Raw genomic sequence first — 13,023 nt, 5'->3', positions numbered from 1 at the left:
GCTCCGGCCGTACGGAGATGCTCTGCCGGTCTCGGCGCAGTCTCGTCTGCGAGTGTCGACGCTGCCTGTCGTGTGGGTTGGCGCGGTACCCAGTTTCCTCGTTGTCGTTGCAGGCGGGTTGTCCGCCGTGGGTGCGAGTGTCGCGTCCTGGACTGTGATAGTCGCTGCTCCTCCTGCGGTCTGCTGCGGTGTGCCTGGTGGTGTCCGGCGGCTTAGCGGTCAGACGGTCCGCTAGAACCGTCATAAACACTCACGAGCCTTTTCCCCCGTCGAGGTGACGCAGCAGCGTGCCCGGGCCGATCGCGGACGCACCCAGTGCCGTGACGCGGCCACGCAGCTCGCGGTCGGCCGTCACGACCACCACGTGGTCGTCCGGGCGGGTGCGGGCCGACGCGGTGAACTCGACGATCTTCGAGTCACCGTCGGTCTCGGCGGAGACGACCTGCACGCCGGGCACCGGCTCGACCCCGCGGGCCTGCCCCTCGACGACGAGCACGACCCGCGGCCACCACGTCCACTCCGGCCCGGCGCCGATGTCTGCGACCGCGTCCGGGATCCCCGACTCGGCCGGTTTCGCCAGCCGGTCGCGCAGCCGCTCGGCCGCGCCGCGGCGGTCGCGCCACCAGCCGTCGGGGCGCGAGCCGACCACGTTCGCGCCGTCCACGACCAGGACCAGCTCACGGCCGATCTGCGCGCGCAGCCGTGGCCACGACCCGGCGAAGTCCCGGTGCAGCGGCAGGTCCGCGACGGCGTCGGGCTCGACCCAGCGCACCTCCGCGCTCTCCTGGTTCGCGACCCGTGCGTCGAGCGAGCTGTGGGCGACGCCGAGCACCGTGGTGTAGCGCCAGACGTCGTGGTCGAGCACCGAAGCGGACAGCGCGCGAAAGTCGGACTTCGCCACGTCCGCCTCTTCCCACGCCTCGCGGGCCGCCGCGTCGCGCACGGTCTCGCCCACTTCCAGCGCGCCGCCGGGCAGGGCCCAGGTGCCGCCGTTGTGCACCCACCAGGCCCGCCGTTGCAGCAGCACGCCGCGCGCGGGGTCCGAGAGCAACAGCCCGGCCGCGCCGAACGCGCCCCAGTGCAGCCGGCCGCAGGTGGTGCACCGCACGAAGCGGTTGGCGGTCTTCGGCGTCACGCCTTCAGCCTGTCACACCGACTTCGGCTCCGGGAGCCTTCGCGGCGTCGACGGCCAGCGCGGCGGCGCCGACGATCGCCGTGTCGTCACCGAGGTGCGCGGTGCGAATGCGCGCCAGCGGCCGGTAGCGGGCGCCGGTGATGGCCCCCGCGTAGTGCTCGCGGGCCTCGTCGAGGAACAGCGGCGCGGACTCCGAAACCCCGCCGCCGATCACGATGATCTCCGGGTCGAACACGTCCGCCACCAGGGCCAGGCCCTCGCCGAGCCACTTGGCCAGCTCGGCCATCGCCCGCAGCGCGATCGGGTCGCCGTCGCGGGCGGCGCCGGCCACCCGGCGGCCGGTGACCGAGCCCGGGTCGCCCGCGATCTCGCGGGACAGCACCGTCGAACGGCCGGGGTAGCGCGCGAGCAGCTCGACGGCCGTCGCGGCCAGCGCCGTGCCGCTGCAGTAGCGCTCCCAGCAGCCGTACTTTCCGCACGGACAGGCCCGCCCGCCGGGCACCATGGTCAGGTGGCCCAGCTCGGGCGCGACACCGTACGCACCGCGGTAGATCTCGCCGTTGAGCAGCAGGCCGGCGCCGATCCCGGTGCCCAGCGCGACCAGCGCCGCCACCTGCGCCCCGCGCGCGGCACCGAAGCGGTGCTCGCCGACGACGGCCGAGTTCACGTCGTGCTCCAGCGTCACGGGCAGGCCCACACGCTTGGAGATCCGGTCGGCCACCGGCGCGTCACGCCAGGCCAGGTGCGGCGCGAACATCACCGAACGGCGGTCCCGCGCCACGAACCCGGCCACGGCCAGCCCGACGGCCGCGACGTCGTGCCGGTTGCGCAGGTCCTCGATGACCCCCGCGATGGCGTCCTCGAGCGCGTTCTCCTCGCTCGGCGTCCCGACGCGGCCCGTGTCCAGCAGCGAGCCCCGCTCGTCCACGACGCCGGCGCGCACACTCGTGCCCCCGACGTCCACCCCTATCGTCAGCAACTCAGCTCTCCTGCTCCGGCCGCCAGTCTTCCCGCCTGCGGACGGCGATGTGCTGCACCCGGGACGCTCCCGCCCCTTCCGAAGACGCTCCGGCCGCCGCCTGTGTGGACGCCGTCGGCCGGGGCGCGGGCCGGAAGCCCGGCATGTGCACACCCTCGTCCGGCTCCCACCGGTCGGCGAGCACCGCCCGTAACAACGCCACCAGCTGGGCCAGCTGTTCCAGCACCCGGGCGGCGAACTCCGGCCGCTCACCTCGCACGACGGCGACGATCGCACACAGCGGGCACCAGCCGCACGTCGAACCGCCCTCGGCCGCCGCTTCGTGGGACTCGTCACCGCCGTGCCCGGCCGAGATCACGCCCTCGAGCCACGGCGCGGCCCGCTCCACCAGCATCTCGGCCAGCAGGCGGATCTCCTCGGCCAGCCGCAGGCCCTCGGCGCCGGGCTCGTCCTCTTCGCTCACCCGGGTCCCCGGTTCCCGGCCAGGCTGACCACCAGGCCGTCGGCGTCGGATTCCGCGCCGGTGATCCGGCACGGCCGCAGCGGCTCGGGCAGGGCGATGAGCCTGCGGAAGCCGTCCACGGTGATCGCCAGGTCGTCGTCGACGCGGGCGAGGTCCACGTCCGCGTCCCGCTCCAGCGGGATCGCGACGCGCAGGCGGAAGCCGTCTTCGACCTCGTTCACCTGAAGCAACGGCGTCACGGGCTTTCCGTTGCCCGCCAACGGGTCCCGCCCGCCGTACAGCTCTTCGGCCAGCTCGGCCAGCGCCCGCGCGCCCACCGGCTCGCTCGCCCGGTGCTCGACGCGCGCCAGCTCGCGGGGCCCGAAGCCCGCGGCCGCCAGCTCGGCCAGCACCGCGTCCTGCTGGGTCCGCCGGGTGCGCAGCCAGGTGGCCGCCGAGCCGCGCCAGAAGCCGGGCGCGGGCATCAGGCGGTTCGCGATCAGGCCGTCGACGGCGATGCCGCGCAGCGCCAGCGAGCTGAGCGTGCGGCGCGCCTCGGCGACCACCACCCGTTCGGGGGTGAGCACCAGCCGCACCGTGGTCACGGCCGGGTCGGTGAGCAGCGCGCGCAGCGACTCCAGGTGGGCGCCGAGCCGGCCCACCGAGTCCACGACGCGGCCGCGCCGGCCCGCCTTCCAGCCGTACATCCTGGTCAGGTAGCCCGAAACGGCCTCGGGCAAGGCGAGCAGCCGCAGCGTCTCGGCGGTCGGGCCGCAGTCGACCACCACCGTGTCCCACGGGCTGTGCTCGGCGAGCCGCTGCACCTCGGTCAGCGCGAGCAGCTCGTCGACGCCCGGCAGCACGGTCAGCTCCTCGGCGTCCAGCGCGTCGAGGCCGGCGCCGGCCAGCGTCGAGCGCAGCTGCCCGCGCAGCTCGTCCCAGGTCCGGTCGGCCAGCGAGCGCGAGTCGACCTGCACGGCGGACAGCCGGTTCGCCACCGCGGCGGTGCCGGGCGCGACGTCCACTTCGGACGGCTCCGAGCCGAGCGGGCGGCCGAACGCGTCGCCGAGCGAGTGCGCCGGGTCGGTGGAGACGACCAGCGTCTTCCTGCCGCGGCCGGCGAGCGCGGTGGCGGTGGCCGCGGCGAGCGTGGTCTTCCCGACACCCCCCTTGCCGGTGAACAGCAGGATCCGCATGCGCTCGCTCCTATTCCCCGCCTTCGGCCCGCTTCTTGAGTTCCTTGAGCGCGGTGTCCATGACCATCTTCTCGGCCTTGCGCCTCAGCAGCCCGATCATCGGCAACGCCAGCTCCACCGACAGCGTGTACGTCACCTTCGTGCGCCCGCCGGAGAGGTCCTCGAGCGCGTAACGGCCGTTCTGCGCCTTCTGCATCTGGCCCTTGACCAGGTGCCAGCTGACGCCGAGGCCGGTCGTGTCCCAGTCGTACTCGAGGGTGTAGACGTCCTTGATCGGGCCGGCGTCCAGGGTGAGCTTCACCTGCTTCGCGCGCCCGGCGTCGTCGGTGCCCAGCACCTCGGCCTCACGGACGGCCTTCGCCCACTCGGGGTAGGCGGGGAAGTCGGCGATCACCGCCAGCACCCTGGCGGGCTCGGCGTCGACCTCGATGGACTGCGTGGACTGCTCGGCCATGGGACGAAGCGTAGCCGGAGAGCGTCTTCACCAGCGCAGCACGTAGGGCTGCCCGGTCTCCTTGAAGTGACCCACGTTACGGCACTCGGTGCGCCCGAGCCGCCGCCGCGCGGCCAGCGGCTGGTGCACGTGGCCGAACAGCGACCACCGCGGCCGCTGCTCGCGGATCAGCTCCAGCAGCGCCTTCGAGCCCAGCTCGGCGCGGCGCGCGACCACGTCGTAGGTCAGGTCGGCCACGGCGGGCGGGATGTGCGTGCAGAGCACATCGACGTTTTCGAGCTTCGCCACGGACTCGTCGAACTCCTCGCGGGCCCGCAGGTACGGACGCCAGGCCGCGCCCTTGCGGGGCCGCGGCACGACGCCCTCGGGCAGCACCGCGCCGCCGACGAAGCCGAACCGCAGGCCGCCGATGGTCGCGACCTCGCCGTCGAGCACCTCGACGCCGGAGCCGGAGAACTCGGGCCACAGCGCGGGGGTGTCGACGTTGCCGGGGGTGGCGTAGGTGGGCGCGGTCATCGCGGCGAACAAGGTGGCGTACTGGCTGCGCACGGCCTCGTCGACGGCCGCGGCCGGGTCGTCCAGGGTGGCCCAGAGCGTGCGGGAGTACGCGACGGTCTCGTCACGGGTGCCCTCCCGGCGCAGCCGCGCGAACTCGCCGACCCGCTCCGCGCCGAACAGGGCGCCCATGATGCCCTTGTCGTGCTCGCGGTAGTCGACGAAGTCGAGCAGGTCACCCAGCACGACCAGCGCGTCCGCGCCCTCACCGGCCCGCTTCAGCGCGTCGGCGTTGCCGTGCACGTCCGAAACGACGTGAACCCGCACAAGACCCTCCTAATCCTCGGTCAGCGGCGGGATCCCGGGCTCGCGCCCGTCCTCGAGGACGTCCTTGAGCCCCAGCGTGAGCTCCTTCGCCGCGCGGGCGCGGCGGTCGAACTCGCGGCGCAGCTCGCGTGGGCTCAGCTCACGCGGCGCGCCACCGGGCCCGGTGGGCGTCGCGCGCAGGAAGTAGTGCAGCACGGTGCCGTCGAGCACGGGTTCCAGCCAGACCTCCATCGTACCGACGAGCGCGCCGGTGACGGTCCAGCGCAGACCCTTGTCCCCACGGTCGGTGTAGACCTCGAGGGACAGGTCCGGCCAGTACCGCCGCCAGGCGGCCGGGTCGGCGAACGCCGCGGCGATCGTGCTCGGCGGCACCACGATGAAGGTCTCGTCCACGAGGTCCAGGGCAGGTGGTCCGGGGTTCACAGGCGCAGAATGTCATGACCTCGTCCGGCGGGCCGCCGCGGCGTGGTCTTAAGGTCTACGGCAAGCTAAGTTGACCGGCGGGTAACCGCACGCGTCGAACACGGAGGTCCACGTGCGCGAATACAGCGCCCCCGCCGGGAAGCCGGTGACCGACGACGAGAACCTGGCGGATGTCGTCTGGGCGAACGCCGAGCGGTTCTCCGACGTCGTCAGCTTCCGCAGGCAGGTCGAAGGCAGCTGGCTCGACGTGACCGCGAAGGACTTCGCCGACCAGGTGGCCGCCGTCGCGAAGGGCCTCGCCGGGGCCGGCGTCGGGCACGGCGACCGCGTCGCCCTGATGTCCAAGACCCGCTACGAGTGGACCCTGATCGACTTCGCGATCTGGGCCGCCGGCGCGGTCACCGTCCCGATCTACGAGACGTCCTCGCCCGAGCAGGTGCACTGGATCCTGTCGGACTCGGCCGCCAAGGCCGTGATCGTCGAGACCGACGAGCACCGCGGCGCCGTCGAGCAGATCCGCGACCGGCTGACCGGGCTGGAGCTGACCTGGCAGATCGAGAGCGACTCCCCCGCGATCGACGAGCTGACCGCGCTGGGCGCCGAGATCTCCGACGAAGACCTGCACTCCCGCCGGCGCGCCGTCTCCGCGGGCGAGCTGGCCACCATCGTCTACACCTCCGGCACCACCGGGCGGCCCAAGGGCGTCGAGCTGACGCACCGCAACCTGCTGACCGAGATCCGGGCCGACATCGAGGCGTTCCCGGAGCTGATGGAGCAGGGCAACTCGCTGCTCTGCTTCCTGCCGCTGGCCCACATCCTGGCCCGCGCCATCGCCGTCACCGCGCTCTCGGCCCGGGTCACGCTGGGGCACACCCCCGACGTCAAGAACCTGGTGCCCGACCTCGGCACCTTCCGCCCGACGTTCGTGGTCGCCGTGCCGCGTGTGTTCGAGAAGGTCTACAACTCGGCGAAGCAGAAGGCGCACAGCGAGGGCAAGGGCAAGATCTTCGACGCGGCCGAGGCCGTCGCGGTCGAGTACAGCGAGGCTCTGGACGGCGGCGGGGCCGGGTTCGGCCTGCGCGCCAAGCACTTGCTGTTCGACAAGCTCGTCTACAGCAAGCTCCGCGCGGCGCTCGGCGGCCGGTGCGTCGCGGCGGTGTCCGGCGGCGCCCCGCTGGGCGCGCGGCTGGCGCACTTCTTCCGCGGCATCGGCGTGCCGGTGTTCGAGGGCTACGGCCTGACCGAGACCTCGGCGGCGGCGAACGTGAACACCAAGACGGCGTTCCGCGTCGGCACCGTCGGCAAGCCGGTGGCCGGCAACTCGGTGCGCATCGCCGACGACGGCGAGATCCTGGTCAAGGGCGCGGTCGTCTTCGGCGCGTACCACAACAACGCCGAGGCTTCGGCCGAGTCGCTCACCGACGGCTGGTTCCACACCGGCGACCTCGGCGAGCTGGACTCCGACGGCTTCCTGAAGATCACCGGGCGCAAGAAGGAGATCATCGTCACCGCGGGCGGCAAGAACGTGGCGCCGTCCGGGCTGGAGGACACGATCAAGGCGTCGCCGCTGATCAGCCAGGCCATGGTGGTGGGCGACCAGCGGCCGTTCATCGGCGCGCTGGTGACCATCGACGAGGAGTACTTCCCGTCCTGGAAGACCCAGCACGGCAAGCCCGCGCAGGCCACCGTCGCCGACCTGGCCGCGGACGAGGACCTGCGCCAGGAGATCCAGGCCGCGGTGGACGAGGCCAACCGGCAGGTCTCGCACGCCGAGGCGATCAAGAAGTTCACCGTGCTGGCCAAGGACTTCACCGAGGCGGGCGGCGAGATCACGCCGAGCATGAAGCTCAAGCGCAACGTGGTGAGCAAGAACTACGCCGGCGACATCGAAGCGCTGTACAAGCGCTGACCCTCGGCGCCGGCCCGCCTCGCCTCGCCCCGCCTGAAGCGCCCCAATGTGGCGTTCGGTGCGTTGAACGCACCGAACGCCACATTGGGTGCGTTGGACGCAACCAACGCCACATTGGGGCGCTGGGGGCTCAGCCCTGCTGGAAGTTCTGCGGCGGCTGGAACTGGGGCTGCTGCTGGGGCTGGCCCGGCTGCGGCTGCCCCGGCTGCGGCTGGCCCGGCTGCTGCGGCGGCTGACCGGGCTGGTGCTGGCCCGGCTGGTGCTGGCCCGCCGGGGGCTGCTGCCCGCCTTCGGGGACGACGTACACGGCGGTGCCGTACGCGGCGATCTCGCTGGCCGTCTGGGCGATCTCGTTGCAGTCGAAGCGCAGCGCGAGCACCGCGTTCGCGCCGTGCTGCATGGCCTCCTGCGAAAGCCGGTGCAGCGCCTCGTAACGCGAGTCCGAGAGCAGCTTCGACAGGCCCTTCAGCTCACCGCCCGCCATCGACTTGAAGCCGGCACCGATGTTGGAGAACATGTTGCGGCTGCGCACGGTCAGCCCGAAAACCTCGCCGAACACGCGAACCACGCGATAACCGGGCAGGTCGTTCATAGTGGACAGCAGGATCGGGAACTGCTGCGGGGGCGCGGGTTGTGTCATGGACGGATCGTAACGAGCCCGGGGCCGCCGCACCGCGTAATCAGGAAGTGATCCGCGCGTTCCAGTCGATGTGGTGGTGGTAGACCCAGCCGCGCTCCTCGCCGACGTCCTGGCCCGCGCTCGCGGCCACCAGTTTCTCCACGCGGGTGCGGCGCAACCGCTCGTACGCGGCGAAGGCCGAGGGCGCGTCCGGCTGGTCCCGCAGGCACAGGGCGAGCACCACGCTGTCCTCCAGCGCCATCGACGCGCCCTGCCCGGCCGACGGGGACGCCGCGTGGGCCGCGTCGCCGACCAGCACCATCCGCCCGGTGGACCAGAGCCGGGTGGTCGGCACGTCGTAGGAGTGGCCGCCGAAGACCTCGTCGCCGGTGGCCGCGATGATGTCGGCGCACGGCAGCGGATCGCCGGCGAACTTCTCGTGCGCGAACTCGCGCCACTGCGCCGGGGTCACCGCCGCGATCTCGTCGCGGGGCCGCTCGGCTTCCTGGATGCGGGCGAACCAGAACGTGGCGCCGTCCGGCGCCGTGGTGTAGCCGAAACCGGCGCGGCTGCCGCGGATCATCCGGTAGACGCCCGGGGCGGCGGGAAAGCTGTCGGCGCGGGTGTAGCCGTAGACGACGGTGAGGCCGGTGAACCGCGGCTCGCCGGCGTCCGGGTCGATCAGGGTGCGGACCACCGAGTGCAGGCCGTCGGCGCCGACCAGCACATCACCGGACTCGACGGAGCCGTCGTCGAAGGTGGCGACTACCCCCTCCGGGCCCGTCTCGGCCGAGACCAGCCGGCGCCCGTGCGTCACGGTGATGCCGCGACGGCCCGCTTCTTCTTGCAGCACACGGTAAAAAGTGGCGCGGGTGAGCGTGCGCGGGCCGTCCCGCCCGGTGTCGTCGAATTCCTGGGGACCCGCGGTGCCGCCGTCGGGCGCGACCACCTCGACGCCGAGCGCGGCGAACGACGCGTCGACCACCGGGCCGTCGGCCTCGATCGCGCGCAGGGCGTCCATGCCGTTGTGCATCACGGTGAGGAACGCGCCCGCGTCCGCTCCGCCGGACGGGTACGCCTCGAAGACCACTGCCTCGTGCCCGGCGCGGTGCAGCGCCATCGCCGTGACCGTGCCCGAGATGCCGCCGCCGGCGACGAGAACCCGCATCACTAACCCCTCTGAGACAATCCGTGCCGCCGCCGACCCTACCGAAACGGTGGCGGCCCGGATCCGGGTCAGGCGCGCTCGGCGACCGCGAGCCGCAGGCAGACCACCAGGCCGCGGACGGCCTCTTCCAGCTCGCCGATCTCCGGGAACGACGGGGCGATGCGGATGGTCGCGTCGGCCGGGTCGTCGCCGTACGGGTGGGTCGCGCCGGCCGGGGTCAGCGCGACGCCCGCCTCCTTGGCCAGCCGCACGATCTCCTTGGCGGTGCCCTCGGGCGCGGTCAGCGTGATGAAGTACCCGCCGGCCGGCCGCGTCCAGGTGGCCAGGCCCGAGTCGCCCAGCTCCTCGGTCAGGATGCGGTCCACCGCGGCGAACTTCGGCGCCAGGATCGCCGCGTGCTTGCGCATGTGGGCGCGCACGCCCTCGGCGTCGGCGAGGAACAGCGCGTGCCGCAGCTGGTTCACCTTGTCCGGGCCGATCGTGCGCTTGGCGGCCAGGCCGGACCACCACGCGATGTTGGCCGCCGACGCGCCGAAGAACCCGACGCCGGACCCGGCGAGGGTGATCTTCGAGGTGGAGCCGAAGACGAACGCGCGGTCCGCGTTGCCCGCCTCGGCGCACAGCGCGAGCACGTCGGCCAGCGCCGGCTCTTCCTCGGTGAGGTGGTGCACGGCGTAGGCGTTGTCCCAGAAGATCCGGAAGTCCGGCGCCGCGGTGGTCATGCCCGCGAGGCGGCGCACGGTGTCGTCGGAGAACGTGACGCCGGTCGGGTTCGAGTACTTCGGCACGCACCAGATGCCCTTGATCCCGGCGTCCTCGGCGACGAGCCGCTCGACGAGGTCCATGTCCGGGCCGGCCTCGGTCATCGGCACCTGGATCAGCTCGATACCGAACCGCTGGGCGAGGTGGAAGTGCCGGTCGTAACCCGGGACCGGGCAGAGCATCGCGACGCGCGGCTCGTCGGCCCAGCGGCGCTCGCCGCCCGGCAGCACGCTGAGCAGCGACTGCACCACGGCGTCGTGCATCAGCTCGAGGCTCGAATTGCCGACGGCGAGCAGCTGCTCGACGGGGACCTGCAAGGCCTCGGCGAACGCGCGGCGCAGCTCCGGCAGGCCCTTGGCGCCGCCGCCGTAGTTGCGGGTGTCCGTGCCGTCTTCGGCCTTGTACTGGCCGTTCGGCAGCGTGAGCAGGTCCGCGGAGAGGTCCAGCTGCCGGGGGGACGGCTTGCCGCGGGTGATGTCCAGGGAGAGGCCGCGGTCGACGAGCGCCGCGTAGTCACGGCGGGCGGTGTCGACGTCGACGGGAGCAGTGGTCATGGACATTACGCTAAACCGCGCGTCTCTATCATTTCCGATGACCCCCTGTCCAGGGTCTAACGTGGGCCCGTGCGTCTAGTGGTTCATGCCGACCAGCGTCAGTTCTCGGTGCGTGACACCTCGGCCTGGGTGCCGGGTGACGGCGGGTGGACCGGTGAAGCGGTGACCTCCCACCGGATCGCGGTCGAGCCGTTCGCCCTGGCCGTCGCCACGGCGCGCTCGGACCTGGTCGAGGCGGCGGTCTCGGTGCACGCCGCGCGGCCCGCCGTCCCGGACGGCGCGGAGCACGTGGTCGAGGCCGACCTGGAGGTCCGCGGCGGCACCCTCACCGTCGCCGGCCCCACGGACTACCCGGGCCAGGAGCACCACCTGCCCGCCGCGCCGGGGCGCTACCGCGTCCGGGTGTCCTATGTGGAGAGTGATCCGCCGGACGCGGAGTGGAACGACTTCGAGTACGGCGCGCACTTCCGGTACGTCCTCGACCTGTGGCCGTCCGCGGCCCCGGCGCCGGTCACCGTGGTGCGCCAGGGCGCCGGGGTCTGGGACGGCTAGCTCCGGTCAGCGCGCGGAGACCAGGCCGGCGGCGGCCATTTCCCGCAAAGTGCGCCGGAGCGTCTCGTGGATCCCGGCCATCACCGCCCGTGCCCGCGGGGTGCTCGCGTAGAGCGAGTTGAAATGCAGGCCCGCCGCGTCGCGCACGAACCAGGAATTCGCGCCGTTGGACCGCGAGGCCCACACGTGCAAAGCCGGCTTCCAGCCCGGGTGGGACTCGGCGCCGGGGAATTTGCGGGTGTCGATGTAGGAGAAGAAATTGACCGGGTACGGCCAGGAATGCCGGTCGAAATGCTCCGGCGCGAGCAGCTCCCACACCCGCACGAACGGCACCTCGGCGTGCCGCATCATCTCCTCGAAGGCATCGCGGACGCCGCGGACCAGCCCGCCGAAATCGAGGCCCGCGGACACCGGGAACTCTATCGGCAGGGTGTTGACGAACCAGCCGATCGCGCTCTGCCGCCCCGTCCGGTCCCGCTCGCTCACCGGCATCAGCCCGCGGTAGACCTCCCGGCCGCCCTCCTCGCGCAGCGTTGTGCCCACGGTCGCGAGCAGGCCCATGAACAGCCGGCCGCCCTCGGCCCGGCAGGCGGCTTCGAACGCGGCGGTCTCCTCGGCGTCGAGCAGCTGCCCCGCCTCGCTGAGCACCGGATAGGTGCGCCCCGGCTCGACGCCGAGGTCCGGTGAGAATCGCGGGAAGACCCCGCCGTTGTTCTCGGCGAACCGCCGCCAATGCGCCAGCCGGTGGTCGTCGGCACCGATTTCCAGGTAACGGTCACGCTGATCCCGGGCGAAGTCCACATAACCGCCGGCTTCGGCCAAATCGGGTTCTTCGCCGCGGGAGTACGCGCGATAGGCGCGCTGGACCTCGTCGATGACGTAGAGCATCGACATCCCGTCCGAGACGATGTGGTCGAACGCCAGGTACACCGTGGCCGGGGCGCCCGGCCGCACCACGGCGCCCGCCATGCACAGCGGCCACGCCAGGGTGTCGATGCCCCGGCGGAACTCGTCCCCGAGGAACCCCAGCAGCTCCGTGCTCGAGGCGAAGAACCCCCGCTCCACCCGGGAAAGCTCGATGTCGTCGGCCCCGTGGACCGCGCAGGAGAGGTCCCCGGCGAGCCGCTCGAACTCGCAGCGCAGCACCTCGTGCCGCCGCACCAGCAGCAGCACCGCGGCCTCGAGCGCGGCGAGGTCCGGCTCGCCTTCGACCTCGAAGGTCACGGCCAGCCAGGACGCCAGCGGGTCGCCGGCCAGCCGCGATCCCCGAATGCTCGAATAGTGCTTGGCCTGGTTGAACGAAGCCCGTTCTCCCGAACGGCCGGAAACGGCGTCCGGACGAATCCGCGGCCGCCATTGGACGACCGAACCCGGGGAAGTCTCCAGTTCTTCGAGGGGGAATTGCCGCATGAAATACTGTTCCTCAGGATTCTGACTCGATAGCTGATGCGAATGCGCCACCAGTGGTATCACCCCGCAGCGCGGGCCGCAGCGCGGGCCGCAGCGCGGGCCGCACTGTGGGCCGCGGTGTCAGCCGGAAAGAGTGCCGGCCGGAAGCGAGTTCAGCGGCGGCTGTCGCGGTCGCGGTCGGCGCCGGTCAGCGGGGCGGGCCGGTCGGCGAGCGGGCCGCCGGCGCGGAGCAGCGTTTCGAGTTCGCCGAGGGATTCGGGGACGAGGCGGTACCAGCTCCAGGTGCCGCGGCGCTCGCGGGTGAGGATGCCGGCGGTGACGAGCACCCGCAGGTGGTGGCTGAGCGTGGGCTGGGGCATGGCGAAGTCCTCGGCGAGGTCGCAGAAGCAGGCCTCGCCACCGGGCGAGCAGCGGATCAGCGACACGAGCCGGATCCGGACCGGGTCGGACAGGGCCTTGAACAGCTTCGCCGCCGACTCGGCCGCATCCCCCGCGACGACCGCGGCGGGTTCGGCGAGCAGCAGCGTCACCGCGATCGGCTCCCGGCGGGTGTGGCCGTGCGCGGTCGTCATCCGTCCTCCTCGGTCGATCCCGGCGT

The 13,023-nt window shown here is 72.5% G+C and carries 14 protein-coding genes; 2 read left to right on the top strand and 12 right to left on the bottom strand.

The window, feature by feature from the left end; translation table 11 throughout:
- Positions 1-250: 250 nt before the first annotated feature.
- From OG943_RS01410 to OG943_RS01380, 7 genes are read right to left on the bottom strand one after another with little or no spacing between them, the layout of a single operon-like run.
- Positions 251-1,135, bottom strand: coding sequence for an NUDIX domain-containing protein (locus OG943_RS01410; protein WP_328607825.1), 885 nt, complete (start codon positions 1,133-1,135; stop codon positions 251-253).
- A gap of 4 nt (positions 1,136-1,139) precedes the next feature.
- Positions 1,140-2,099, bottom strand: coding sequence for an ROK family protein (locus OG943_RS01405; protein WP_328611962.1), 960 nt, complete (start codon positions 2,097-2,099; stop codon positions 1,140-1,142).
- Between the two features lie 16 nt (positions 2,100-2,115).
- Positions 2,116-2,577 (bottom strand): hypothetical protein, encoded by a 462-nt coding sequence (locus OG943_RS01400; RefSeq protein WP_328607824.1) that lies wholly within the window; start codon positions 2,575-2,577, stop codon positions 2,116-2,118.
- Positions 2,574-3,752: an ArsA family ATPase gene (locus tag OG943_RS01395; RefSeq protein WP_328607823.1), complete on the bottom strand. Its 1,179-nt coding sequence runs from the start codon at positions 3,750-3,752 to the stop codon at positions 2,574-2,576. The genes OG943_RS01400 and OG943_RS01395 overlap by 4 nt, the downstream gene beginning before the upstream one ends.
- 10 nt (positions 3,753-3,762) lie before the next feature.
- A complete protein-coding gene (locus OG943_RS01390; protein ID WP_328607822.1) occupies positions 3,763-4,206 on the bottom strand; it encodes an SRPBCC family protein in 444 nt (147 codons plus the stop codon).
- 27 nt (positions 4,207-4,233) lie between these two features.
- On the bottom strand, positions 4,234-5,028 hold the full coding sequence (locus OG943_RS01385; RefSeq protein WP_328607821.1) for a metallophosphoesterase family protein: 795 nt from the start codon (positions 5,026-5,028) through the stop codon (positions 4,234-4,236).
- Between the two features lie 9 nt (positions 5,029-5,037).
- The gene (locus OG943_RS01380; protein WP_328607820.1) at positions 5,038-5,451 is read right to left on the bottom strand and encodes a polyketide cyclase / dehydrase and lipid transport; all 414 of its coding nucleotides are present in this window, start codon (positions 5,449-5,451) and stop codon (positions 5,038-5,040) included.
- 112 nt (positions 5,452-5,563) lie between these two features.
- Here OG943_RS01380 and OG943_RS01375 point away from each other — a divergent pair, with 112 nt between their 5' ends.
- On the top strand, positions 5,564-7,360 hold the full coding sequence (locus OG943_RS01375) for an AMP-dependent synthetase/ligase (RefSeq protein ID WP_328607819.1): 1,797 nt from the start codon (positions 5,564-5,566) through the stop codon (positions 7,358-7,360).
- Between the two features lie 130 nt (positions 7,361-7,490).
- Here the strand turns inward: OG943_RS01375 and OG943_RS01370 are convergent, their stop codons facing one another.
- From OG943_RS01370 to OG943_RS01360, 3 genes are all read right to left on the bottom strand, one after another.
- On the bottom strand, positions 7,491-8,000 hold the full coding sequence (locus OG943_RS01370) for a YbjQ family protein (protein WP_328607818.1): 510 nt from the start codon (positions 7,998-8,000) through the stop codon (positions 7,491-7,493).
- A gap of 40 nt (positions 8,001-8,040) precedes the next feature.
- Complete coding sequence (locus tag OG943_RS01365) at positions 8,041-9,147, bottom strand: FAD-dependent oxidoreductase (protein WP_328607817.1); 1,107 nt, start codon at positions 9,145-9,147, stop codon at positions 8,041-8,043.
- A gap of 68 nt (positions 9,148-9,215) precedes the next feature.
- Positions 9,216-10,463 (bottom strand): aminotransferase class I/II-fold pyridoxal phosphate-dependent enzyme, encoded by a 1,248-nt coding sequence (locus tag OG943_RS01360; RefSeq protein ID WP_328607816.1) that lies wholly within the window; start codon positions 10,461-10,463, stop codon positions 9,216-9,218.
- 69 nt (positions 10,464-10,532) lie between these two features.
- On the opposite strand from OG943_RS01360, the gene OG943_RS01355 reads away from it, so the two are divergent.
- Entirely contained in the window at positions 10,533-11,015 is a 483-nt protein-coding gene (locus OG943_RS01355; RefSeq protein WP_328607815.1) for a hypothetical protein, read from the top strand.
- Positions 11,016-11,021: 6 nt separating this feature from the next.
- On the opposite strand, the gene OG943_RS01350 is transcribed toward OG943_RS01355, so the two are convergent.
- A complete protein-coding gene (locus OG943_RS01350; protein ID WP_328607814.1) occupies positions 11,022-12,425 on the bottom strand; it encodes a condensation domain-containing protein in 1,404 nt (467 codons plus the stop codon).
- Positions 12,426-12,577: 152 nt separating this feature from the next.
- Complete coding sequence (locus OG943_RS01345) at positions 12,578-12,997, bottom strand: ArsR/SmtB family transcription factor (RefSeq protein WP_328607813.1); 420 nt, start codon at positions 12,995-12,997, stop codon at positions 12,578-12,580.
- Between the last annotated feature and the right edge of the window lie 26 nt (positions 12,998-13,023).

Source organism: Amycolatopsis sp. NBC_00345, from assembly GCF_036116635.1.
GTDB lineage: Bacteria > Actinomycetota > Actinomycetes > Mycobacteriales > Pseudonocardiaceae > Amycolatopsis.
This window is presented reverse-complemented; position numbering and strand designations above follow the sequence as displayed.